We start from the raw sequence: 23,778 nt of genomic DNA on the forward strand, positions 1-23,778 counted from the left end.
AGTGTTTTAACGCAGATCTTCTGGATCCCGCGAACAAGCCGCGAGACATCGTATTAGATTCTGTAATAGCTGGGTGCAGCGAAGCAGAACCCGGGTTTTGATAGTTCAGGGTATTATGCAGATTGATTAACATCTTCCTGCTTTTTAAGCTCTGTATAAAAATCCTGTGCCTTTTGTTCAATATATTTTTTGCAACCTTCCGGATCAATAAAGGGATTCTTCCTGCCCTTTTGCAACGATAAATATTTGTTTTTGAGATCAAACATTCCAGCATGAGCCCCCAGAAAAATATCGCAGCGCATTGATTCAAGTACCTTTATGGAATGCTTATAATCCTGAGCAATATTAGGATAAATTATGTTATCAACCAATTTATAGCCAGGGTTTACGCCAATGCTTCCTACAATTACGGCCTGATAGTGCTTACCGTGATCTTTTAGTGGTATTGTCCAAGTAGTACAACCCTTAGTATGTCCGGGAGTCCAATGAGCAGTTAATACAGTTCCTCCTAATTCCACCTTATCCCCGTCATGAAGCACCTTATCTACAGTGCTTTGAGTAAAATAAGTACTAGAGTCATTTGCATAATGAAAATCAGCTTTACCACCAGATAAAACTAAAGGTACATCTTCATCCATAACCATATATTTTGCGTTTGTTTGCTGTTTAATCAACTCACTACCTGCAGCATGGTCGAAATGAGCATGGCTAATCAGCAAAATTTTAGTATCGCTGAATTTAAAACCTAGTTTCTCTATACTGGCTTTAATCATTGGAACATTTGCCTCAAGATCACTATTAATCAAAATGTTTCCTTTAGGCGTGACAAGCAAATAACTTGCAAGATCATCAGTACCTACATAATACAAATTTCCGGCAATCTGAAAAGGAGGAAAAGAATTGGGCATGGGATAGGAAAAACCTGGATGATTCAATACCAGCATCAGTATACTTAAATAGAATAATTTTTTCATGAGAATAAAATCCAAAGAAAATAAAGCAAATTACTTGGCAAAATAGTACTGCATTTATGAGGATATAGGATACAGATTGTTTCATTTTTTGCAAATAAAATGAGCCTGCTCCTAAATTAATGACACATTTTAAAGTTTTGAATTATTTTTGGCATGCCTGCACATTCTATTTCTTTGCTGCCGCAACAAACATCCATAGGGCTAAAATAGCTGAAATAATTAATGCAACAATACTGCCTGTCATTGGGAAATTGTACCCTGCAGCGGTTATCTGCCAATGATAGACAATGCGTAAAACATGGATTAACGCAACTAAAGTAAAAATCACCCCGGCAACAACTAAAGGTATTCGTTTCCCCATTTTTTTCTCCCATCCATAGGGTCTGTTTTCATTTCTACTATCTTTAGCGAAAATGGAAACAGGCTCTAGTAATTTTTATCCTTTAATTATAGAAATTTGACCGGCTAATTTTTATTAATGATTACCATAGAGTATGGATGCATGAAAATTTAAATGATCTTCGATAAAACTTGCGATGAAATAATAACTATGATCATAACCCTTATGCATACGTAAATTAAGTGCAACTTGGGCTTTCACACACGCAGCCTGAAATAATTCCGGCTTAAGCTGCTCTTTTAAATAAGGATCCTGAATGCCCTGATCAATCAAAATATGCTGATGCGGCCATCCTCTTTCTACGACAAGCTCACACGCATCATACTTCTTCCACTGTTTTTTATCCGTCCCCAAATAACCTGTAAATGCTTTTTGTCCCCATTGACATTGAGAGGGCGCACAAATCGGAGCAAAGGCGGAAACCGAACGATATTGCTTCGGATGTTTCAAAGCCAAAATAAGTGCGCCATGTCCGCCCATAGAATGGCCAAAGATACCACAAGCGTCGTGATTGAGTGGAACATTTTGCTGAAGTACTTCCGGCAACTCTTCATATACATAAGTTGACATATTGTAATATTTTGACCAAGGTGATTGTGTAGCATCCACATAAAACCCAGCACCAACACCAAAATCATAACTTTCTTTATCCCCTGGCAAATTGACCTCCCGAGGACTTGTATCAGGTACAACAAGAGCTAAACCTAAATGAGCAGCAATCCGTTGTGCCCCTGCTTTAGTAATAAAATTTTGTTCTGTACACGTTAATCCGGAAAGCCAGTACAATACAGGGACACTTTGTTTTAACGCTTGTGGCGGCAAAAAAAGACCGAAACGCATAGTACAATGAGTTACCTCAGATTGATGGGAGTAGACGCGTTGAGTACCGCCAAAACAGAGATGCTCTTCAATAAGCTCAATATCCATTAATTTATTCCTTGCCGCTTTAAAAAGTAAGCACAGTACGAATTGACTGTCCCTGATGCATTAAATCAAAGGCCTGATTAATTTGCTCAAAAGGAAGAACATGAGTAATTAAATCATCAATATTGATTTTCCCATCCATATACCAATCAACAATTTTAGGAACATCCGTACGCCCACGCATTCCACCAAATGCCGATCCTTTCCACACTCTGCCAGTAACCAATTGGAACGGTCTAGTAGCAATCTCCTGCCCTACCCCTGCAACCCCAATTATAGTACAAACACCCCAACCTTTATGACAACACTCCAGTGCCTGACGCATCAGTCTTACATCACCCACACATTCAAAACTGTAATCAGCACCCCCCTTAGTCAGTTCAACAAGGTAAGCCACTAAATCATTATTAATTTCCTTAGGATTAACAAAATCAGTCATTCCCATTTTTTGAGCTAATGCTCGGCGTTCAGATTTGATATCAATACCTACGATCTGCTCGGCCCCAACCATACGAGCTGCTTGCACCACATTAAGTCCGATGCTGCCTAAACCAAAAACAACAACTCGAGAACCTGGAGTAACTTTTGCAGTATTAATTACGGCTCCTATCCCTGTAGTAACACCACAGCCGATATAACATACTTTTTCAAAAGAGGCATCCTCACGAATTTTCGCAACAGCAATTTCGGGTAACACAATGTAATTAGCAAAAGTTGATGTTCCCATATAATGAAATATTTTTTTTCCATTAAGGCTGAAACGGCTTGTTCCATCGGGCATTACCCCCTGCCCTTGTGTTACTCGAATTGCCTGACAAAGGTTGGTTTTCTGGGAAAGACAATATTCACACTGACGGCATTCAGGGGTATATAAGGGAATTACATGATCCCCGGGCTTCAGAGAAGTTACATCTGGACCTATATCTACAATAACGCCAGCGCCTTCATGCCCTAAAATAACTGGAAAAAGACCTTCAGGATCATCACCTGATAATGTAAATGCATCAGTATGACAAACACCTGTAGCCTTAATTTCAACGAGTACCTCCCCTTTTTTTGGCCCTTCCAATTCAACCATTTCAATTACCAATGGTTTCCCAACCTCGTATGCTACTGCGGCCTTTACTTGCATCACACCCCCTACTAATAGAAATACTATCCCAAGTAACTAATCATTTCATTTCATTAAAAAAAGTTACCTTAAGTAAGATAATTTAAATGCAGATGAGCACTTTAGCAACTGCTTTTATCTGCTGGCATTTGTTTCATTTAGTAACTAAACTTATTGAAATATAACTAAAATTAACGTGAGTTAAATTCTTTTTTACTCCATGGATTGAACCCGGCAATACAAGATCAAATTAAAATAGACTCACGCTGTTAATATAAAAAAATATATGGAGCCTATGAGGGGCTGATAAAATGATGCATGACAAGAAGTCAAAACAGTTGTTGGGAATCGCTGTAATCATTTTAGCTATTCTTTCATTTCTGCTCTGGCAATATTTTCGGCCTAAAGAGCTTAGCAGTGATTTTGCCAGCGGCAATGGACGAATTGAAGCGATAGAAGTGGATATTGATACTAAGATTGCGGGGCGGATAAAAAGCATCCTGGTTGACGAAGGGGATTTCGTCAAAACAGACCAAGTGCTTGCCATAATGGATACTGATTCCCTTGAAGCCCAACTTCGTGAAGCACAAGCCAAATATAAAGAAGCTCAAAGTAAGGTGATTAGCGCCCAGCATCAGGTTATCCAACGAAAAAATGAAAAGGAAGTAGCACAAGCTACGGTAGCACAACGCCAGGCCGAGCTAAATTTAGCAAAAAATCGGTTGTCTCGAGTTCAAAAGCTGGTCGCCAAAGGAGTTGCTTCAGTAGACAGTCTGGATGAAGCAAGCGCTCTTTTTTATAGTGCCGAAGCAGTGTTTAAAGCCGCCAATGCCCAAGTTGCTGAAAAAGACGCAATGATTGCAACTGCAGAAGCACAAGTCGATGGTGCAGAATTATCCGTTGATGCCGCTGCCGCGACTGTAGAGCGTCTGAAAGTGGATATTAAAGACAGCACCTTGGTTGCGCCAATTGATGGACGTATTCAATTTCGTGTCGCCCAGCCAGGAGAAGTACTTGCTGCAGGAGGTAAAGTATTAAATATGGTGGATTTAACCAATGTGTATATGGTTTTTTTCCTGCCAACAGAACAGGCTGGAAGAGTACGAATGGGGGCTCCTGTACACCTGGTGCTTGATGCGATTCCTCAATATGTAATCCCGGCAAAAGTGACTTTTGTAGCTGATGTCGCTCAATTTACACCTAAAACCGTTGAAACGGCCAGTGAACGGCAAAAACTGATGTTCCGCGTTAAGGCGCGAATTGCTCCTGAACTACTAAAAAAACACATCCATGCAGTAAAAACAGGATTACCTGGTATGGCTTATGTTCAGTTGAATCTCAAGAGTAAATGGCCTGCCAACTTACAAGTGAATGTGCCAAATGAGCGAAGATAATACCAAGTGTGTTGGAATAATTAACAATGTGAGTCTATGGTTTGGCAAGACGCAGGCATTAAAACAAGTCAGTTTAAATCTTCCTGCCAGTTGTATGGTTGGATTTATTGGCCCAGATGGAGTAGGTAAATCCAGCTTGCTTTCCTTAATCGCAGGGGCGCGCGCGATTCAACAAGGAAAAGTCATGGTCTTAGGTGGCGATATGAAAAGTACTTCTCATCGTGAGGCAGTATGCACACGTATTGCTTATATGCCCCAAGGATTAGGAAAAAATCTTTATTCCTCACTTTCGGTTTTTGAAAATATTGATTTCTTTGGGCGATTATTTGGCCATGAGCGAATAGAACGCGAACATTACATTACGCAATTGTTAACCAATACGGGACTTTTGCCATTCAAAGATCGTCCGGCTAGCAAATTATCCGGTGGAATGAAACAAAAACTGGGTCTATGTTGTGCTCTGATTCATTCACCCGATTTGTTAATTTTAGATGAACCTACTACGGGTGTGGACCCTTTATCTCGACGCCAATTCTGGGAGTTAATCAATGCAATACGTCAGGATAAACCGCAAATGAGTGTCCTTATCGCTACTGCCTATCTGGAAGAGGCAGCACGATTTGATTGGCTGGTAGCGATGAATGATGGGGGGGTTTTAGCGACAGGTACCCATGACAGTTTGTTGGCACAGACTCAGACTCACTCCTTGGAAGAAGCATTTATTGCTCTATTACCCCTAGAACAACAAAAAAATCATCAAAAGGTAGTGATTCGACCACGATCAAAACAGGAACATGCTGAAATTGCTATTGAAGCAAAAGACTTGACCAAAAATTTTGGCAATTTTACTGCAGTTGACTCTGTAAATTTTCGTATTGAACGCGGAGAAATTTTCGGTTTTCTTGGATCTAATGGTTGTGGTAAAACCACGGTAATGAAGATGCTGACTGGATTATTGCAAATCAGTGCAGGGCAAGTCTGGCTTTTTGGTAAAACAGTGGATGCGCATGATCTCAATATACGCCGACAAATTGGATACATGTCGCAATCGTTTTCGTTATATGCGGAACTGACTGTTTTTCAAAATTTATTATTGCACGCCCGATTGTTTCATCTACCAAAGAAACAGGTACACACTCACATTAATCGTCTGGTGAACCGTTTTTATTTAACTGATGTTCTTAATGAATATCCTAATTCTTTGCCACTAGGATATCGTCAAAGACTGTCATTAGCCGTTGCTGTGCTCCATCAGCCGGAAATTTTAATTTTGGATGAGCCTACTTCTGGTGTTGATCCTTTGGCACGTGATTTGTTTTGGCAATTAATGATTGACCTGGCCCGTCAGGATCGGGTCACCATTTTTATTTCCACCCATTTTATGAATGAAGCAGAACGCTGTGATCGCATCTCTCTGATGCATGCAGGAAGAGTATTAGTCAGTGATAAACCAGTAAATCTTATTAAAATAAAAAAAACCAAAACCTTGGAAGAAGCATTTATCTGTTATCTTGAAGAAGCACAAAAAAGAGAATCCAAAACTCAAATTACAGCGTCAACAAATAAGGCAAAAGAAAGCTCTTTTCTTCTAGAGAATCAAACTGAAAGTAAAGCAGCGTTTGACTTCAGACGCATGTACAGTTACTGCCGACGAGAAACATTGGAACTGATTCGTGAGCCTATTCGTGCGATTATGGCCTTTTTAGGTAGTGTCATCCTCATGATCATCATGAGCTATGGGATTAATCTGGATGTTGAGAATTTATCTTTTGCCGTTTGGGATCAAGATCAAAGTACTGCCAGCCAAAGTTATGTGCTGGAAATTGCAGGTTCAAGGTATTTTAGTGAGTATCCATCTATTATAAATTACAATCAATTAGATAAAAGAATGCGGTCTGGGGAACTGAATCTAGCACTCGAAATACCCAGTGGTTTTGCTCGTGACATAAAACGGGGTAGGGAAGTCCAAATAGGAGCTTGGGTTGAAGGGGTTATGCCTCAACGCGCAGAAACAGCAAGAAACTATATTCTCGGATTACATCAACATTGGTTGGATAATATACCTGAATTGAAACAAAACAATCCACAGGATTACTTTAACATAGAAACACGATTCCGGTACAATCCTGATGTGAAGAGTTTACCAGCTATGGTTCCCGCGATGATTCCTTTACTCTTAATGTTAATTCCCTCCATATTAACCGCGCTTGCAGTAGTGCGTGAGAAAGAGTTGGGCTCCATTATCAATTTATATGTGACTCCAGTTACTAAAATGGAATTTCTGCTTGGCAAATTACTGCCTTATATTGGTTTGGCCCTATTTAATTTCCTATCGCTGGTTGCTCTTTCTGTCTTTTTTTTCAAAGTACCTATTACGGGCAGTTTTTTAACTTTTGTGTTGGCAGCTTTTATTTATGTCGTTATAGCAACATCCATGGGATTTTTAATTTCTACTTTTATGCACAGTCAGATTGCCGCAATTTTTGGTACGGCAATTCTCACTATTCTTCCGGCAACTCAATTTTCAGGTATATTAGAGCCGGTATCGTCTCTTGAAGGATTAGGGGCATTCATTGGCCGCATTTATCCCGTAACTCATTTTCTGACTATATCTCGGGGTATTTTTTCCAAGGGATTGGGTTTTAATGAATTACATCACGCTTTTTTTTCATTATTACTTGCGGTGCCTGTCTTAATGATTCTTTGCTTGTTATTCATAAAGAAACAGGAACAGTAAATGACAATAAGTAATATAGTCTATTTGGCAGTTAAGGAATTACGCGGCATGCTTCGTGATCCCATCATGCTGATATTAATTATTTTTGCATTTACTGTTTCTGTTTATGCTGCTGCAACTGCGTTACCTGAAACACTAAATAAAACCCCCATAGCCATAGTTGATGAAGATCAATCTCCTTTATCACAAAGAATTACCGATTCATTTTATCCACCACAATTTATCCGGCCTGTACTTATTAATTTGACAGAGATAGACTCAGGAATGAATTCTGGAACGTATACTTTTATCCTGGATATCCCGCCCAATTTTCAACGTGATTTGTTAGCCGGACGTCTGCCCTCCATTCAGTTGAATGTTGATGCAACCCAGATGAGCCAAGCATTTGTTGGTTCAGGTTATATTCAAACCATAATTAGTGGAGAAATCAGTGAATTTTTAAGGCATTATCGTGAAATTGCTGTACCTCCTGTGGATTTAGTATTAAGAGTTCGCTTCAATCCCACTTTAAGCAAAACCTGGTTTGGAGCAGTTATGGAAATCATTAATAATGTGACCATGTTGTCCATCGTTCTTACGGGTGCTGCACTACTACGTGAACGTGAGCATGGCACAATTGAACATTTATTGGTGATGCCTATTACTCCATTTGAGATCATGACCAGTAAAATTTGTGCCATGGGTTTGGTGGTGCTCGCAGTCAGTACATTCTCTCTTATCATCGTGGTGCATCAATTACTTGCTATTCCTATTGAAGGCTCCATCTCTTTATTTCTATTAGGAAGTGCAATGAATTTATTTGCAACAACGTCCATGGGTATTTTTATGGGAACCATAACACGTTCCATGCCCCAATTTGGTCTATTGTTAATCCTGGTTATTGTGCCCCTGGAAATGCTATCTGGAGGTATGACACCACGAGAAAATATGCCTGAGTTGATGCGCACCATCATGCTCGCTGCGCCCATCACTCATTTTGTCATGCTGGCGCAATCGGTTTTATTTCGTGGTGCTGGTTTGGATATCATATGGCCGCAACTGACAGCACTTGCTTTTATCGGCTCCGCTTTTTTCTATATCACATTACGCTATTTCCGTAAGGAAATTAATTTGTTATAGATCGTCCATACAAAACCAGCTTAGTTTTTTAAACTAAACTAAAAAGATTAAATAAATCTCAATTCAATAGGTAGGACAGAGTATGATCATTCATAGCGAATTTAAACCTGCTTGGTGGCTTACCAATACGCATGGGCAAACTCTGTATCGAACATTAACTCATCGCATGAATGTTTCTGTGGATTCTTATGAACGACTTGAGCTTCCTGATGGTGATTTTATTGATCTCGTTTGGAAAGTTAATGGGTTAGGAAATGATACCCCTTTAATTATTCTGGTTCATGGATTAGGAGGTAATATCAATTCAGCGTATGTTACCACTTTGTTCCATGCGTTCAATAAATCGGGATATCGAGCTGTTTTAATGAATCTTCGTGGTGCAAGCGGTGAACCGAATCGTCTACCACGTTCTTATCATGGAGGAGATACCGCTGATTTGGCTTATTTTCTCAATATACTGAAATTAAGAGAACCCAGAACCAAAAAAGCTGTAGTAGGTATTTCATTAGGCGGCAATATACTTCTCAAATGGTTGGGAGAAACAAGCTCTCAATCTCTAGTTGATGCTGCCGTTGCAGTTTCTGTGCCATTCCAATTGAAAAATGTAGTTCAAAAGATAAATAAAGGATTTTCTCGTGTGTACCAGGCACATTTGTTAGAAAAATTACGCACGGTCTTTTTACAAAAATTGGATGTTATAAATTGCCAATTACCGCTTTCTAAAGAGAAACTGTTTTCCATAAAAACTCTATACGAATTTGACGAGCAAATAACCGCTCCATTACATGGGTTTGCTAATGCAGATGAGTATTATCAAAAATCCAGTTCGCGGCAGTATCTCTCTCAAATTACCACCCCCACTTTAATTATTCATGCTTTGGATGATCCATTTATGACCCCCGAGATTCTTCCAACTGCTCATGAATTATCTGCAGATATTCTTTTGGAATTAAGCCCACATGGAGGCCATGTAGGATTTATTGCAGATAAAAAACACTTCTGGTTAGAACAACGAATCTCTAATTTTTTAATGGATTATTTGCTGGTCTCTTCTAATAACTGTGTATTTGAAAAAATTAATTAATAACGTATGGATTAAACAATTTTCTGGATGATCCCATCGATGGGCACCCTACACACCTATAAAATTCAAATTATGCTTATGAATTGAATACATTTGATTCATAGGTTCATCATCAATTCACTTATTTACATCATTTAGATAAAAAATAATACAATATGTTCTATAATTGAGAATAGAGCTTTTTTAGAGCCTGGATGATGATTAAAACAAAAATAATTAAAAAGGATAGTTTACTTAAAATCTATGGAACCAATTACTCATCTCTGGCACATAATCGTTCTGACCTGGAATACTTTAAAAGCTCCAAGGTCCGTATTTTTTTTAGAGACTCAGAGGAAAACATGCTGGCAGGTTTTTGTATCAACTCAGGTCCTAACTATCGAACCTTTCTCCCATTGAATCCATCTCAATTGCAGAAACTCTATAGCGACCATCGCTTTGATCAAAAGAAACCTCATGAAATAACATGTCTCTGGATCGAGAAAACCTCGCAACATGCCTCCTGGGTAGTATTTCTTTATTTTATATTATTTCTTGATGTGCTTCGCTTGCCTACAGGCCCGCTTATTTTTGGCACCCATGGAAAAAATATTAATAATTTTTTTTCTCTCCCTTTTCCCAAAATTATTTTCTATGAAAAGTTATTCATACTTACAAAAGGAGAGGAATGTGATTTTTGGATTAGAAAAGGTTCTAAGTTGCAATTCCTAAGGGGGTTTATTGTACTTGCAACAATCAGGTTATTTATGGGGAATAAAACTTTAGCTCGCTTTCGTTTGTGGCTTGATAAAAAAAAGTCAAATTAAAAAACTACAATCCTGAGTGGAAACATGGAGATAGGTAGTATGAGTAGTATGAAAAGAGAACACCCTTCCCTTAACGAATTGGCACTATATGGCGGTTCACCAGTTCGTACAAAACCTTGGCCAACATATGACAAGGGAAATGTTATCATCGATGATGAGGACACAGCTCTTATTCTGGATGTGGTTAAAAGTAAAAGGTTATTTCGCTATGACAACCGAGAAATCAAAGAGACAAAAGTAGGTCAATTTGAAGAAGAACTCAAGGATTACTTTAATACTGAATATGCGCTTGCAGTAAGCTCTGGTACCGCAGCAATTTCACTACCGCTTATGGCGCTTGAGTTACCTAATGACTCTTTGGTTGGATGTCCTGCATATTCATTTACAGCAACACCCAGTGCGATTATCCAAGCGCGACTAAAACCGCTCCTTATCGAAGTAGATCATAATCTTCACATTGATTTAGCAGATCTTGATAAAAAAATTACTCATATGAAAGCATTGGTAGTGGTTCATATGAGAGGTTTTCCTGCTCCTCTTCCGCAAATTCTGGAACTTGCCAAGCACCATGGCGTCCCTGTTATTGAGGATGCTGTTCCCAGTCTTGGATGTAAGTTACAGAATAAATATTTAGGTACATATGGTCTAGCAGGGGCATTTAGTACCCAATCAGACAAATCATTAAATACTGGAGAAGGAGGATTTATCTTAACCAACGACAAAGATCTCTACCTAAAGTGCGTTATTTTATCTGGAGCCTATGAACGTCTTTACGAAAAACATTTTTCTAATCAAGATTGCACCATTGATTGTACGTCCATACCAATATTTAATTTTCGCTTAGATGAAATCCGTGGTGCACTTGGATTATCTCAATTAAAAAAACTCAATAAGCGGCTCAATTTGCTCTCCCAAAATTATACTTATGTCATGCAAAACCTTGGAAATTTAAAATGCTTAAGACCACGGGGTACCTGGAATGAAGCTGCATTGCCGCTTGGTGATAATCTACTTTTGGAATTAGATGGTTCCATTGAAGACTGTTGCTGGTTTGCTGAAGCACTTACTGCAGAAGGGATAGATACGAAGGCTCTTGGAGACCTCACTAAAATCAATGTTCGCAGATTTTGGGACTGGGCCTATTTATTTAAGGATGTAGCAAAACACGAAATTCCAAATCTTTATCCTGACAGTTTTAGAAACATACAATCCTATATTGATATTGCACTTTCACCTACATTGGAAAAAGAGGATCTGGATGAATTCTTAACTGCCATCAGAAAGGTGCATCATCATTATGAGCTCAAAAAATAATTTGAATCATTGTGTTGCTTTAATCACAGGTGGAAATGGTGGCCTAGGTCTTGCCATGGCACTCGCCTTACGAAAAGCTGGAGCACAAGTAGTTGTTTGCGGTCGAGATCAGGAAAAGCTAAAACAAGCCAAAAAATATGATCTCATTTCACTTACGATGGATGTAAGTTGTGAAGAAAGCATTCATGAAGGTTTTAAAACAATATCCGACCAATTTGGAACATTGGATATATTAGTTAATAATGCTGGCATCTATGAAGATCAGCACCTTTTAGATCTTTCACGTGAACACTGGGAGTATCTCATAAGCACCAATTTGACCTCAGTCTTTCTCTGCTCACAAAGCGCGGCGCGTCTTATGAAAACCCAACGTCATGGTAAAATTATCAATATAGGATCTATGTACTCTCTGTTTGGACACCCTAACTCCATCGGATATGCCACCACAAAAACAGGAGTATTAGGTCTAACGCGTTCGCTTGCATTAGAACTTGGCCCCTGGAATATACAAGTCAATGCTATTTTGCCAGGTTGGTTTGAAACAGCAATTAACGGTTCCTTACCACAAACAGAACGAGGTGAGGAAATCAGGAAGAAAACACCTCTGGGCAGATGGGGCCAACCTCAAGATATTGGCCCTTTAGCTGTTTTTCTCTCCTCAAGTGGCTCAGACTTCATAACAGGGGCAATTATCCCAATTGATGGAGGATACTCTATCTCCGATCGCACCATTTGGTGAGATACGAATTTAAAAAATTCCAATTCAACCTGTCTTTTACGTACCACGACTCGTTCGCGGTATCCAAAAGTTCAAAGTAAAGACTAACATCCTTATAGATACCACGCCCCCCAATTAGCCTTGCGTTTTTCTTGACAATACTTGTTTCGTGCCACAACACCTGGATACTGCGAACAAGTCGCAGTACGTAGGGCCTTTTTAATTGCCAAGAAAAACTTAAAACTATTTGAAAGAACAAGCCGCAGGACAAAGAGATAGTAGGCTTGTTGCTTTATTTTAAATCATTCGGTGCTCTGGTAGTCATGAAGCATTTTAACTTTTTATTGACTTCCAAAACGCGATATGAGCACCAGTCGGATCAACAACAACTGCAAATAGACCAAAATCGCCCGCTTTAGTCACAGAGACTTTTACTGTTGCACCATGCTTGATAGCTTTGGCTAAGGTATCCTCTAGGTTTTCTACCAAAATATACCCCATCCAATGAGGTGGAATTTTATCTTGTTTCTCTTTGGGTATTTCCAAAATCCCACCTATTGATTTATCACCCGTGCTCGTTCTAAATAGAGTGTAAATCATATCGCCTACAGCTTCTTCAGTATATTGCCAACCTAATACATGCCTATAAAAATCTTTTGCAGCGATAACATTGGGGGTAGCTAATTCATTCCAACAAAACTCACCGAACTGTGGGTTACTCATCATTAATCTCCTTATTTATTTACTGGATTCAGCAGTAAAGGTACTCCTATTTGTTCGCCTTGGTGGAGTAACCGTAAGAAAAAATGCAGAATTCCAGAACTTCCAACCATCAAATCCGCTGTGGCAACATGCGGATCTTCAGTTAACCAGTAATACGCCCCTGTTTCTGTTGTTTGTCTCATTGCATACAGAAATTTTGCTACAAATGCCGCTCTCTCGAGCCATTCCTCATCACCTAAGATACGAAACGCTTCCAAATAAATATCTCCTAATCCACTTAACCCATGACATTGGCTAAAATTAGGATAGCGCAAATTGATAGGATGAATTTTTAATGCTTGGCGAGCTAAATCCGCATACTCCTTTTCACCGGTCAATTCATATAATCGTAAATAGGTCAATGCAATGCCCGGGCCGCCATGACACCACCAGCGCCATCTAGCCGGATTTTTTGTGCTGTAAGTCCACATCAGTAAAGAGTCCTCGCCTATTTGTTGATGAATTGCCTGTTGCTGTAGCCAATTTATTGCGCGTACAGCACTTGTCCACGCTGCATTGTCATTTTCTCGCGCAGAAAATTCGGTTAAAAAATAAGCAATACCTGCAACACCATGAGCAAAACCAGATAAAATTTCTCCTGACATTCCAGGTACACCTTCTGGCATAATCCAGGAACCATCAGCCAGCTGATTTGCCATTAAATAATCAACACACTGTTCTACATTTTCTTGAAAAGACGGTATGCCCAAACGATCGAAACAATACATGGCTGCTATTCCCTGACCAGCAGCACCATGAGTAATATCAGGCCAATCCACAGTTTTATTCAAACACGTATGAATCACTTTAATTAACGATTCATCGGAATTCTGAATACCAGTTGATATCGCCTCCGTCAAAGCAACACCAACACCTGCTGTACCAAAGTGTAATCCAGGCAGCTCCCCATCAACGGTATATTGATCTGAAATCAACCAATTTATAGCCTGCTGAATTCGTAACCTACCTTCTTGAGGTAAAAATCCAAAGTGAGCTAAGCGACTCAAGGCATAAACAACTCCAGCCACCCCGCGATTTGCACTTCGTCGAAATTCATATTGTTGGCTATAGCGGTGTTTTATTTGATGTTGCGCCCCATTTTCTATGGATATCGATAACCAAAGACCCGCTTCAGATTGAATGGCACCCGATTGCAATATACCTCGAGTACCCTCCACTATTGTATTTTGTATTTCTTCTTGAGTTAACAATGTTTTTTTCGGATTTTTTATTGCCGCAGGTTTTGGCTTTATATCTGAAATTGACTGTTCCAGCACAGAGGAAATTACTTCAAGTGAAGGACGTATTGCTGGGTCGCTATTAACACAATCTATTATAATTTTTAGCAATGACAACGGAGCACCTTGGGTTATTTCTTCTAAACAAGCGAGCAAATTGTCATTATTGTTACGGACAATGCGGCGTGGATCGATACCGGTTAAAACTAACAACAATAGGCATCCAATAGCATACAAATCATCAGCGATCGCAGGGGCCTCTCGATTTGCCTGTTGTGGTGACATAAAACCCGCAGTGCCAAGTCCAAAGGCAGGAGACGGGTCATCTAAAGCATGGCATAGTTCTAAATCAAGCAAATAAAGCTCACCATTCTCCGCAAGCCAAATATTGGATGCGGTTAAGTCGCGATGTACATAGCCTTGCTCATGCAGTTGACTTACAATGCCTATAAGCTTTTGGCACCAGTTGAGCAATACCATTTTCTTATCGAGCGGGAGAGTGCCAAAGCTAGCTCCCTCTAAAGTTTGTACAGCAAACGTTTCAATGCTCTTTCCTTCAATCCATTCTAGCGGTAAATAACCATCTCCTTCGACCTCAAAGTAAGCATCCGCGGAAGGAATAGGAAGATGTTGGCTCAGATTAGCGTGCAATTCAGCCTGCCGTTGTAACCGGCTGCGCATATCTCTATTGTAATGGTCAGCCATACAGAATTGTTTGCCCTGCTTCAGAACTTTTAATCCGACAGAATCTTGGCAGCGTAAATCCAATACTTTATAAACCCCACCCTTGGGTTGATCGCGCAGTATGTCCAAAATTAAATAACCAGGACCAAATAATTTGGTTGGTTTTCCATCGACAATGTGTACGGACTCAGACAAATCATCATTCTGTGTTAACTCAAGGCGCCAATCTTTAAATGGGTTTTCTACACCCTCTGGCGATCTGAATGGAACTTGATATTCATCAATTCGGAGTGATTGATCGGGTGCATAGATCATAAGCCGCATTAATCCTAGACGATCTCGTTTAATAATCGGATTAAAGCCGCCATATCGCGTATAAACGATATCACCTAAACGCATATCTGAGATAATGCGCGGGCCGAGCATACCTTGAGTTAATTGAACAAGCTCTTGGGCTAATTGTACGGCATACTTGTCATCCTCAGGGTAAATCGTCATAAATTTACCTATTTGAGTCCTGCCCAGCTCCCCTTCATTGAGATAGCCTAAAGTCATGGTATCCCTTGCAATTTTAAAAGAAGGGACTTTATGCCTTAGAAGGCAAGGAATAACGCAGTTTAATAATTGAATAGCCTCTCCGGGTATCGTAGAGATATGTAATTTCCATCCCTGTATTCGATCAGTTTTGCCAACAGATGCCCAAGGACCACGTAATTCGGGTTCCAGTGCAAAAGATCGTAGATAATCTGCATAATCAACATCTTTTGCACTGTTATTCAGTGAATTATTATGATCTTTAACTTGCTCGATATATGCCATAATTGTTCCCTAACGGATTCGTAAATTTTGTTTACCGCATTTGGAGATGAGAAGTGTAACCACAGCTATCTCCACAAGTAGAGCCACAACTATCACCAGAACAAGTCACATCACATGTACTGCCACCACAAGTACTACCACAAGTTCCAGAAGTGCAACAACACGTCACATTTTCGTCACATATTAAATAGCCACCGCTAAATCTCGCTGATTCCAGCACCCCAATTCGCATTCTTGCTTCAGTATTTGTCGAGGCAGCGCACGTGGGACCACACGTTTCTGTACAGGTTTCTCCGCAAGTTTGCGGACAATCAAAATAAGGAGTTTGGTTACTGCCTTCTCTTGTTAAGGGAATCTTACCAACTAACCCATGCACAATAGGTTGTAGATTCGCATGTAGAATCATCTCGTCGCCTGATTTTTTCTTTAATTCCTTAACTGCTTGCTCTGGTTCAAACACCAGTTTATGAAAAAACTCAGGGTCTTTTTTAGCACGGTCAATCAATTTGCTAATTTGTTCCTTGTTCATGATATCTTCCTTGACTACGATTGCTCAATTAGGAACACTTTGGCAAGCCAAGCTTCGGCTTGCCAAACAAGTTTATTGTTCCATTTTAACGAAAGTTTCCACCAAATTTTCCCTGGAGGCTTGTTGTGTACCCGCAACTTTGACCGCAGGTATTATCACAACTGCTACTGCATGTATTACCACAACCTTCCAACACAGAACCACCTTCCCACATGCCAGTGCCAGCTGCCCGTGTCATTTTCTCTCTTTCAAGAGTGAGGTTGGTAGTGTACCCGCAGCTTTGGCCACAAGTGTTATCACAACTGCTTGAGCAAGTATTCCCGCAGCCTTCCAACGCGTCTTTAAAGTGAGAAAAATAAACTCCGCCTTTTACTCTTGCAGCTTCAACAATGTTCGTTGTATATCCGCAACTTTGGCCACAGGTATTATCGCAACTCGTAGAACAGGTATTACCACACCCTTCAAGGCCAAGTATGTTTGCGAAAAGCGCTTCTACATTTGAAGAGACGATACTTCCCCTGCTTTGCCTATCCAAACCATCCAATGAACCTAATACCTTTTCGGGTTCAAAGACAAGGGAATGGAAAAATTTAGGATCTTTTTTTGCGCGCTCTATTAATTCGCTAATAGCTTTATGATTCACGATTATCTCCTTATATTTAAATAATAAAATTCCTTTATATACAGTCATATATACAGCTACATATACTTCTACATATACAGCTACATACACTGTTACTAATTCATTTTTTTATATAAATAAATCGAAGAAAATACGGCCTTTTAAATTGGTCAAAAAAAATACAAATTCTATTTTGGTCAACTAATATTAGGAAAAATTATATTTTTCGTCAAGTATAAAAATTTCCCAAAAATGATAAATGAAAGATAGAATTTCATATTGGCAAGCGAGCGAGGTGCAATAAAAAGATTTTGAATTTTTTACTGAATTATCAATAAATTACATGATACGTCATGAAGCACAGTATGTATAAAAGTAGGCTCGCTCGAAACACAGAAAATCAAGGCATTACAGCCAAGATAGTAGAAAGACCTTTAATTACATAAAAAGAGCGACCACGGTTTTTTTAAAAGAGTTAAGCAAAGCCAATGCGCCAATTTCCACTGCTTGATGCGTCACTTTGCCACTCCATTGGATGCGCGCTGCTTTCCAACCTATAAAAAAAGCGGAAACAAGGAGTATCGGGGTTGTTAAATGATAGCGAGCTATTCCGCTTTGTGCAAAATACTCTTTATGGTCAATCACCTCCTCTTTTTGGGATTGTAAAGCCCTATCCATCAGTTCAATTTGAGCTATTATTTGCTTTCTCGAGTTTTTCATGTTCAACACTCTCTTGCGAAAAAAATTCCCTTGTTTTCTGAAAACTCATACTCTTTATGTTAAAAGATAGATACTTAAGTAATCCCAGTAAAAATCCCACATTAAGAAGTAAAACAAACAAAATAGATAACAGAAGACGATTAGAAACTAAATGCACAAAATACCCTGAAACCAAGTATGCCAAATAACCTATTAAGAACATCACCGATAACCATACTGTAAGTAACACGACTAACAGCAGACATATATTCAGTAATAAAGGAAAAACACTCAGCCCTGCCAGCCTTGCTTCAAGACGAATTAAAGAGCTAACTGTTTTAATAACAGATATTTTTGCAGCAATGAGTGCTTCTAACTGTTTTAAGGCTTCCATTACTTTTTCATTAATCGAGATAACAAAAAGCCAATTCCTCCTGCGATCAAAACAGAAGCTAATGGATTTTCCTGTATTTTTTTCAATAAACGATCTGACTGTTCTTTGAGATTCTCTTCTACTTCATTTGCTTTGTTTACCCCATCTTCATACAACTGATTCACCTTTTTTTTTCCTTCTGTTAATAACTGGCTTGCAGCCGCTTCAAGATGATCTTTGGGAGTATATGCTCGGTTTTTCATGTTAGTACCCTCCTTAGTTAACCACACTATATGGAAAAATTTAATGAAAATAATATTTTAAATATAGTCATTGAATAAGATTAATCAAATAAACACACTTTTAATTATTATTTATTTTTAAAAATATAAAAAAATTATTTTTTTATCAATGAGATGTCATTCATACAGGAGTATGTCTCTCGAATTCAGTTATCCGGTTTACTGCACATAATTTGTTATTGATCATCAAAACCTCACATTGACTTCAATAAAAAAATACGTACACTAAATGGCCAATAATAATATAGGTAAATAAATAATGGTTGACACAACTCTTCTCAGAGACATACAGCAATTAGAAGATGCTGTAACATTCTATTGTCAGGGCAAATCTCAATATTTTGGTGAAAAAAAACCTTTTAACTTTTCTGCGCTTGCAAATGTTTATAACTCAATCAAATTGTTACCATTGGACAACGAAAAAATTGCGCTTATGGAACGTTTTCATCAAAATGTTTGCAAACAAATAGCTGCCTTTCATCCTAAACTTTATTTTTCTATAAATTTTACTAATGAAATTAATACCTATAAACCTTTGCTTGAACAACTTAATACACTAAAAAAACAAGCTTCGGAACTTTTTGAACATTATTTTGATGAGAGACCTCACTTTGATTGGGAAGGTTTGCATCAACTTCGTACCCAAATTTATAACCTGCCAAATCTCTCAGATAAAACACAACTCATGCGATTATTTGAGGATGGAGTATTAGCAACAATCACTCAAATAGAGCCTAAAGCCTATCTTCTCCTGACTTTTCACTCTGAATTAGAAACAGTGGAGGAGCAGGCAGCATTAGAGCGTCAAAGCGTTTCTTTGCAATAAATCAGAGAACATCTTAATTATAGAACTCACATGAGTTCTATAATTTTTTCATAAAACTATTCAATAAAATAAACCAACCTCTAAAGAATCTGCTCACAGAGAGTCAATTCAGATTAAGTATGCTAAAAATCACTTCTGACATAGATGAAGAATAGGCTTGAGGATTGCAATTAATAAACTATATTTTATTTAAGCTATTATTATTGGAAAACATATGAAATAAGGAGATAAGTATGTTGAGCCTTGATACGGAAACAATTTGTGATCTTCTTGATAAAGCACGACAATTTCAAGTCAAAGAAGACGTCAGCTTTCCGGAAGTCACTGATGAAATGGATGCACTCTACGTATTAGCTGATTATCACGATGATCCAGTTTATCAAGAAACAATAGAATTCATTGATAATTTGCGTCCTGATCAGCAAGCAACTTTAGTCGCATTAATGTATTTGGGTCGCGGAGATTACACCCAAGATGAATGGGAAGATGCACTTAATTTCGCCCAAGAGGAATTGACGGAGCATACCGGGGAATATTTGTTATCCAGACCCACAGTGGCTGATGACATTGAGCGAGGTCTAAATATGCTAGGAATTTCCTATCAGGAATAGTCTTTTCAGAGATCAGCATGCCATTCGTTTATATTGGTACCTCAGGATGGGTCTATAAGGGTTGGAAAGAGATTTTCTATCCTAAGTCTCTTGCAGAAAAAGATGAGCTAAGCTATTACGCAAGCATCTTTAACTCTGTAGAACTTAATAACAGTTTTTATCGCATACCTACCCCAAAATCTATTGCAAAATGGAAAGAGACTACTTCGGATAAATTTATTTTTTCGTGTAAAGCCAGTCGCTATGTAACTCATGTAAAAATGCTTAAAGATGTTCAGGATAGTGTTAATTACTTATTGCAAGTACTCGAAGGATTAGAAGAAAAATTAGGGCCTATTTTATTTCAACTCCCACCTTATTGGCCTTATAACCTGGAACGTTTGGAACAATTTATTAAAGGATTGCCTGAATCCTTTGATTATACATTTGAGTTTAGAAATAAAAGTTGGTTGCGTCAGGAAGTTTATGATGTTCTCACAAAAAACAATATTGCACTTTGTTTTTATGATTATAAGGGATTTCAGTGTCCAGAAATTATAACCAGTGATTTTATCTACTTACGATTGCATGGGCCGCATCTCCAACCTTATTCAGGTCATTATGAAGAAAAATCGCTTTTAAATTATGCTCATAAATTTGCCGATTGGCACAAACAAGTTAAAAAAATTTTTTGCTATTTAGATAATGATGAGAAAGCAGTTGCCCCCTATGATGCCCAAGTATTAGAGCGCTTAGTACAATTGACATTTAACAATCCTGCTCAATAATCATTATTTCAAGAGCACACTTTAGTGAAAAACAAAACCTCTCTACGTACCGCTTTTTATATGCGGTTACGTAGGAAAAAAACATTTTATGGGTCTTTCGGGCTTCGCTTGTACCATGGCTACAATAGAAGTCCTTCAAATTAGAGAATTGTATCCAAACGCAAAGATTGTTTTATTTTCCAATAATCTTCCCAAGGATCTCCCTTTAATGCCTCTAATCGTTGGGGTATTGTTTTAATTGTAAATTCGATATCTCGTTTCTCTTTACCCAGCTCATCCCAATGAATCGGTACAGCTACAGGGGCATGAATACGTGCTCTTGTAGAATAAGCGCTGATTGCCGTAGCGCCTCGTTGATTTCGTAAAAAATCAATAAATATTTTATTTTTCCGTTTGGCTTTATTCATGGTGCTCGTATATTGATTGGGATTAATTCGTTCCATAAACTCCGCAAAAACCTGCGTGAAGTTCTTTACCTCGTCCCAATCATATTCAGGTTCAATAGGTACTACTACATGTAATCCTTTACCTCCAGTTGTTTTAACAAAAGAAGTGAGTTTGAATTCATTAAGGTGTTTTCTAATTTCAAAAGCTGCTTTAACAATTGCTTCCCAAGTTACAGAGGGGCCAGGATCTAAGTCAAATACAATAAAATCCGGTTTTTCTATATGATTAATTTGGCTACCCCAAGGATGAATTTCCAAAACATTCATTTGCACTAAACTGAAAAGCCCTTCTATTGTATTTAAATAAACGTAGGACTCTTTCTTCTTTTTAGTCTCCATAGAGACAGCCTGTAACACTTTTGGTGTTGAATCAATATAATGACGTTGAAAAAAACAATCGTGCCAATTTTCAGGGCAACGAAGTAAAGATAAGGGCCTATTTTTTATAAATGGCATGATGTAATCACAAACATATTCGTAATAATTCAATAAGTCTTTTTTGGGAATACCATCTTCAGGATAAAGCACTTTCTGAGGGTGGGTCATTTTAATTCTAAAGGAATGAGTCTTGGTATTTTTGGCATCTCCTTTTTCAATTTTTTTGTCTTTATTTTCTAATAGAGTTTTTTGTTCACGAAAAACCTCTTCAGGTTTTTTATCCAGACGCAATCCTTTGAAACTTGGGTGTCGTAAATACCCCCCTTCAGTCCAATGAGTAAATTCGATTTCTGCGACCAGTTTGGGTTGTACCCAAACTACTCCTTGGGATCCAGGGATTTCCTTAGCAAAAGGCTTTTGCTTTGCCGGAATTTTTTGCAATAAAGCGAATACTTCCTTAAGCGATGCTTCGCTAAAACCAGTTCCTACATTTCCTGTATAATCCAACTCTCCTTGCTCATTATAAACCCCTAAATACAGAGCACGAAAATACTTACGCGAGTCGGTTGGCACTGAGTAACCGCCAATAATAAATTCTTGCCGCATCAAGCATTTGATCTTAAGCCATTTTTTAGTGCGTCCAGATATATAGGGACTATCGATTTGTTTGGAAATTATTCCCTCAAGTCCAAGTTCACAAGCACGATGAAAAAGGAAACGTCCTTCACCAATAATATGATCACTAAAGCGAAGCATTTTATCCTGCCCTTCCAACACATTTTTCAAAATTGCTTTACGCTTTAATAAAGGTAAAGTTCTTAAATCAAACTGTTCGTAATACAAAATATCGAAAAGATAATAAACATATGAAGCATTAGGATTCAATTTAATTGTATTTTGTAATAATTGAAAATCAGCTTTCCCATGTTCATCAAGTAAAACAATTTCTCCATCCAATATGGCCTGCGGTAAAGCCAATTTTTTAAGTGCATCTACTACGGATAATAAATCATTGGTCCAATCTTTATTATTACGTGATTTTAAGCGGATGTGTTCATTATGAATGAGCGCAATAATTCGATATCCATCAAATTTTATTTCATGCAGCCAATCTGAACTTTCAGGAGCATGGTCTACCAGTGTAGTGAGTTGGGGCGCAATAAAACCTGGGAAGGAGCTGATGCTTAAATGATCAGAAAGTTCTGGTTCGTGCTTATTATGCAGTTTTTTTTTATGTCACTTGTATGAGGCTGATTCGTCCTACTATAATGCTCCCCAATTTCATCGATCGAAAGATTGGTCAGCACACTATCTGGTTCTGCTTCAATGATGTCATATTCTTTCTGTTTTCGAGCAAATTTGTCCTTGAATTTGATTAAAAACCAATGCTTCTCATCCTTAAAACGTACTAAATCCCAACGCCCTTTTAATTTGATAGCCTCTAATTCAAAGCGTAAGTGCCCTGATTTATATGCTTTTTCAGGATCTGCATCAAGGGGTTTCCAGATGCCTTTATCCCATAACATCACATTACCCGCACCATATTGGCCCTCAGGTATTATTCCTTCAAAATAACCGTATTCAATGGGATGATCTTCTACATGCATTGCCAAACGCTTTACTGATGGATCGAAACAGGGACCTTTGGGAATCGCCCAACTCAATAGAACACCATTTAATTCAAGACGAAAATCATAGTGGAGATGGCTGGCAGCATGTTTTTGAATCACAAATAAAGAGTTCGTCTCAGAAGAAACACCGCCTTTAGGCTCAGGGGTTTTATTAAAATTCCTTTTTTTACGATAAGGCTCAATACCCATGTACCGCTCCTTTCAGCATGATTACTTTAATTTTAAGAAAAATACTAAGAATTTCCACTCACCTCAATTAAGGTAGAAGTATCTAATTTTTGCACATAGAACCGTTCTTTTTTGTCTACTACGTTATGCATAACATGCAATCGATCGGTAATAGGCCACTCCTACGTTCTGCTCCCACGACTTGTTCGTGGGGTTGTCCGCAGGAGCCAGCTCCAATAGCCATTTATGGATGCCGCGACACTTAGGTTTGGATAAAGGAATTGGCCTTGCGTCGATTGTAAATGGGCTATTCCTCTATGACTTTTAAAAATAGTCTACTCT

General features: G+C 38.5%; 23 protein-coding genes. 10 read left to right on the forward strand and 13 right to left on the reverse strand.

Going from position 1 to position 23,778, the window contains the following annotated elements; genetic code table 11:
• Positions 1–113 precede the first annotated feature (113 nt).
• The 4 genes from bla to DY223_RS12060 all read right to left on the reverse strand — a co-directional run bounded on the left by bla (position 114) and on the right by DY223_RS12060 (position 3,430).
• A complete protein-coding gene (gene bla, locus DY223_RS12045; protein WP_058460180.1) occupies positions 114–974 on the reverse strand; it encodes a subclass B3 metallo-beta-lactamase in 861 nt (286 codons plus the stop codon).
• A gap of 166 nt (positions 975–1,140) precedes the next feature.
• Positions 1,141–1,335: a hypothetical protein gene (locus DY223_RS12050; protein ID WP_058460179.1), complete on the reverse strand. Its 195-nt coding sequence runs from the start codon at positions 1,333–1,335 to the stop codon at positions 1,141–1,143.
• Between the two features lie 114 nt (positions 1,336–1,449).
• On the reverse strand, positions 1,450–2,301 hold the full coding sequence (gene fghA, locus DY223_RS12055; protein WP_058460178.1) for an S-formylglutathione hydrolase: 852 nt from the start codon (positions 2,299–2,301) through the stop codon (positions 1,450–1,452).
• 19 nt (positions 2,302–2,320) lie between these two features.
• A complete protein-coding gene (locus DY223_RS12060; RefSeq protein ID WP_058460177.1) occupies positions 2,321–3,430 on the reverse strand; it encodes an S-(hydroxymethyl)glutathione dehydrogenase/class III alcohol dehydrogenase in 1,110 nt (369 codons plus the stop codon).
• Positions 3,431–3,720: 290 nt separating this feature from the next.
• Here DY223_RS12060 and DY223_RS12065 point away from each other — a divergent pair, with 290 nt between their 5' ends.
• The 7 genes from DY223_RS12065 (at position 3,721) to DY223_RS12095 (ending at position 12,602) form a co-directional block, all read left to right on the forward strand.
• Complete coding sequence (locus DY223_RS12065) at positions 3,721–4,803, forward strand: HlyD family secretion protein (protein ID WP_058460176.1); 1,083 nt, start codon at positions 3,721–3,723, stop codon at positions 4,801–4,803.
• Positions 4,790–7,540 (forward strand): ribosome-associated ATPase/putative transporter RbbA, encoded by a 2,751-nt coding sequence (gene rbbA, locus DY223_RS12070; protein ID WP_058460175.1) that lies wholly within the window; start codon positions 4,790–4,792, stop codon positions 7,538–7,540. Before DY223_RS12065 ends, rbbA begins: the two co-directional genes overlap by 14 nt.
• Positions 7,541–8,659, forward strand: coding sequence for an ABC transporter permease (locus tag DY223_RS12075; protein ID WP_058460174.1), 1,119 nt, complete (start codon positions 7,541–7,543; stop codon positions 8,657–8,659).
• 82 nt (positions 8,660–8,741) lie between these two features.
• A complete protein-coding gene (locus tag DY223_RS12080; RefSeq protein WP_058460173.1) occupies positions 8,742–9,743 on the forward strand; it encodes a hydrolase in 1,002 nt (333 codons plus the stop codon).
• Positions 9,744–9,937: 194 nt separating this feature from the next.
• A complete protein-coding gene (locus DY223_RS12085) occupies positions 9,938–10,549 on the forward strand; it encodes a hypothetical protein (RefSeq protein WP_058460172.1) in 612 nt (203 codons plus the stop codon).
• Positions 10,550–10,588: 39 nt separating this feature from the next.
• The gene (locus tag DY223_RS12090; RefSeq protein ID WP_058460171.1) at positions 10,589–11,863 is read left to right on the forward strand and encodes a DegT/DnrJ/EryC1/StrS family aminotransferase; all 1,275 of its coding nucleotides are present in this window, start codon (positions 10,589–10,591) and stop codon (positions 11,861–11,863) included.
• Positions 11,847–12,602 (forward strand): SDR family NAD(P)-dependent oxidoreductase, encoded by a 756-nt coding sequence (locus tag DY223_RS12095; RefSeq protein ID WP_058460170.1) that lies wholly within the window; start codon positions 11,847–11,849, stop codon positions 12,600–12,602. The genes DY223_RS12090 and DY223_RS12095 overlap by 17 nt, the downstream gene beginning before the upstream one ends.
• 312 nt (positions 12,603–12,914) lie before the next feature.
• On the opposite strand, the gene DY223_RS12100 is transcribed toward DY223_RS12095, so the two are convergent.
• From DY223_RS12100 to DY223_RS12130, 7 genes are all read right to left on the reverse strand, one after another.
• Complete coding sequence (locus DY223_RS12100) at positions 12,915–13,304, reverse strand: VOC family protein (RefSeq protein ID WP_058460169.1); 390 nt, start codon at positions 13,302–13,304, stop codon at positions 12,915–12,917.
• Between the two features lie 11 nt (positions 13,305–13,315).
• Positions 13,316–16,084 (reverse strand): class III lanthionine synthetase LanKC N-terminal domain-containing protein, encoded by a 2,769-nt coding sequence (locus tag DY223_RS12105; protein ID WP_058460168.1) that lies wholly within the window; start codon positions 16,082–16,084, stop codon positions 13,316–13,318.
• A gap of 31 nt (positions 16,085–16,115) precedes the next feature.
• Positions 16,116–16,613: a hypothetical protein gene (locus tag DY223_RS12110; protein WP_058460167.1), complete on the reverse strand. Its 498-nt coding sequence runs from the start codon at positions 16,611–16,613 to the stop codon at positions 16,116–16,118.
• A gap of 85 nt (positions 16,614–16,698) precedes the next feature.
• Positions 16,699–17,256 carry a hypothetical protein gene (locus DY223_RS12115; RefSeq protein ID WP_058460166.1) on the reverse strand — a complete coding sequence of 186 codons (558 nt, stop codon included), beginning with the start codon at positions 17,254–17,256 and terminating at the stop codon, positions 16,699–16,701.
• Positions 17,257–17,673: 417 nt separating this feature from the next.
• Entirely contained in the window at positions 17,674–17,913 is a 240-nt protein-coding gene (locus tag DY223_RS12120; protein WP_259293198.1) for a hypothetical protein, read from the reverse strand.
• Between the two features lie 4 nt (positions 17,914–17,917).
• Complete coding sequence (locus tag DY223_RS12125) at positions 17,918–18,328, reverse strand: hypothetical protein (protein ID WP_058460164.1); 411 nt, start codon at positions 18,326–18,328, stop codon at positions 17,918–17,920.
• Positions 18,328–18,570, reverse strand: a complete 243-nt coding sequence (locus DY223_RS12130; RefSeq protein WP_058460163.1) for a DUF883 C-terminal domain-containing protein — start codon at positions 18,568–18,570, stop codon at positions 18,328–18,330. The genes DY223_RS12125 and DY223_RS12130 overlap by 1 nt, the downstream gene beginning before the upstream one ends.
• Positions 18,571–18,868: 298 nt before the next feature.
• Between DY223_RS12130 and DY223_RS12135 the strand changes: the two genes are divergently transcribed.
• The 3 genes from DY223_RS12135 to DY223_RS12145 all read left to right on the forward strand — a co-directional run bounded on the left by DY223_RS12135 (position 18,869) and on the right by DY223_RS12145 (position 20,813).
• Positions 18,869–19,435 (forward strand): hypothetical protein, encoded by a 567-nt coding sequence (locus DY223_RS12135; RefSeq protein WP_058460162.1) that lies wholly within the window; start codon positions 18,869–18,871, stop codon positions 19,433–19,435.
• Positions 19,436–19,668: 233 nt separating this feature from the next.
• A complete protein-coding gene (locus tag DY223_RS12140) occupies positions 19,669–20,046 on the forward strand; it encodes a DUF3775 domain-containing protein (RefSeq protein ID WP_058460161.1) in 378 nt (125 codons plus the stop codon).
• A 17-nt stretch (positions 20,047–20,063) separates the two neighbouring features.
• Positions 20,064–20,813, forward strand: a complete 750-nt coding sequence (locus DY223_RS12145; RefSeq protein WP_058460160.1) for a DUF72 domain-containing protein — start codon at positions 20,064–20,066, stop codon at positions 20,811–20,813.
• Positions 20,814–20,953: 140 nt separating this feature from the next.
• On the opposite strand, the gene ligD is transcribed toward DY223_RS12145, so the two are convergent.
• Together ligD and DY223_RS19520 are read right to left on the reverse strand one after the other, a co-directional pair.
• On the reverse strand, positions 20,954–22,861 hold the full coding sequence (ligD, locus tag DY223_RS12150; RefSeq protein WP_445554035.1) for a DNA ligase D: 1,908 nt from the start codon (positions 22,859–22,861) through the stop codon (positions 20,954–20,956).
• Positions 22,822–23,457 (reverse strand): DNA polymerase ligase N-terminal domain-containing protein, encoded by a 636-nt coding sequence (locus tag DY223_RS19520; RefSeq protein WP_235810548.1) that lies wholly within the window; start codon positions 23,455–23,457, stop codon positions 22,822–22,824. The genes ligD and DY223_RS19520 overlap by 40 nt, the downstream gene beginning before the upstream one ends.
• Positions 23,458–23,778 lie beyond the last annotated feature (321 nt).

Origin of the sequence: Legionella bozemanae, from assembly GCF_900450575.1 — a bacterium.
Lineage (GTDB): Bacteria > Pseudomonadota > Gammaproteobacteria > Legionellales > Legionellaceae > Legionella > Legionella bozemanae.

Coding starts and splice junctions, on each gene's coding strand:
- DY223_RS12075 (WP_058460174.1), top strand. CDS start 7,541: ATGACAATAAGTAATATAGTCTATTTGGCAGTTAAGGAATTACGCGGC.
- fghA (WP_058460178.1), bottom strand. CDS start 2,301: ATGGATATTGAGCTTATTGAAGAGCATCTCTGTTTTGGCGGTACTCAA.
- DY223_RS12140 (WP_058460161.1), top strand. CDS start 19,669: ATGTTGAGCCTTGATACGGAAACAATTTGTGATCTTCTTGATAAAGCA.
- DY223_RS12080 (WP_058460173.1), top strand. CDS start 8,742: ATGATCATTCATAGCGAATTTAAACCTGCTTGGTGGCTTACCAATACG.
- DY223_RS12145 (WP_058460160.1), top strand. CDS start 20,064: ATGCCATTCGTTTATATTGGTACCTCAGGATGGGTCTATAAGGGTTGG.
- DY223_RS12135 (WP_058460162.1), top strand. CDS start 18,869: ATGGTTGACACAACTCTTCTCAGAGACATACAGCAATTAGAAGATGCT.
- DY223_RS12130 (WP_058460163.1), bottom strand. CDS start 18,570: ATGAAAAACCGAGCATATACTCCCAAAGATCATCTTGAAGCGGCTGCA.
- DY223_RS12120 (WP_259293198.1), bottom strand. CDS start 17,913: ATGGATAGGGCTTTACAATCCCAAAAAGAGGAGGTGATTGACCATAAA.
- DY223_RS12095 (WP_058460170.1), top strand. CDS start 11,847: ATGAGCTCAAAAAATAATTTGAATCATTGTGTTGCTTTAATCACAGGT.
- DY223_RS12125 (WP_058460164.1), bottom strand. CDS start 18,328: ATGGAAGCCTTAAAACAGTTAGAAGCACTCATTGCTGCAAAAATATCT.
- DY223_RS12090 (WP_058460171.1), top strand. CDS start 10,589: ATGAGTAGTATGAAAAGAGAACACCCTTCCCTTAACGAATTGGCACTA.
- DY223_RS12060 (WP_058460177.1), bottom strand. CDS start 3,430: ATGCAAGTAAAGGCCGCAGTAGCATACGAGGTTGGGAAACCATTGGTA.
- DY223_RS12110 (WP_058460167.1), bottom strand. CDS start 16,613: ATGAACAAGGAACAAATTAGCAAATTGATTGACCGTGCTAAAAAAGAC.
- DY223_RS12105 (WP_058460168.1), bottom strand. CDS start 16,084: ATGGCATATATCGAGCAAGTTAAAGATCATAATAATTCACTGAATAAC.
- bla (WP_058460180.1), bottom strand. CDS start 974: ATGAAAAAATTATTCTATTTAAGTATACTGATGCTGGTATTGAATCAT.
- DY223_RS12085 (WP_058460172.1), top strand. CDS start 9,938: ATGATGATTAAAACAAAAATAATTAAAAAGGATAGTTTACTTAAAATC.
- DY223_RS12100 (WP_058460169.1), bottom strand. CDS start 13,304: ATGAGTAACCCACAGTTCGGTGAGTTTTGTTGGAATGAATTAGCTACC.
- DY223_RS12050 (WP_058460179.1), bottom strand. CDS start 1,335: ATGGGGAAACGAATACCTTTAGTTGTTGCCGGGGTGATTTTTACTTTA.
- DY223_RS19520 (WP_235810548.1), bottom strand. CDS start 23,457: ATGGGTATTGAGCCTTATCGTAAAAAAAGGAATTTTAATAAAACCCCT.
- DY223_RS12065 (WP_058460176.1), top strand. CDS start 3,721: ATGATGCATGACAAGAAGTCAAAACAGTTGTTGGGAATCGCTGTAATC.
- rbbA (WP_058460175.1), top strand. CDS start 4,790: ATGAGCGAAGATAATACCAAGTGTGTTGGAATAATTAACAATGTGAGT.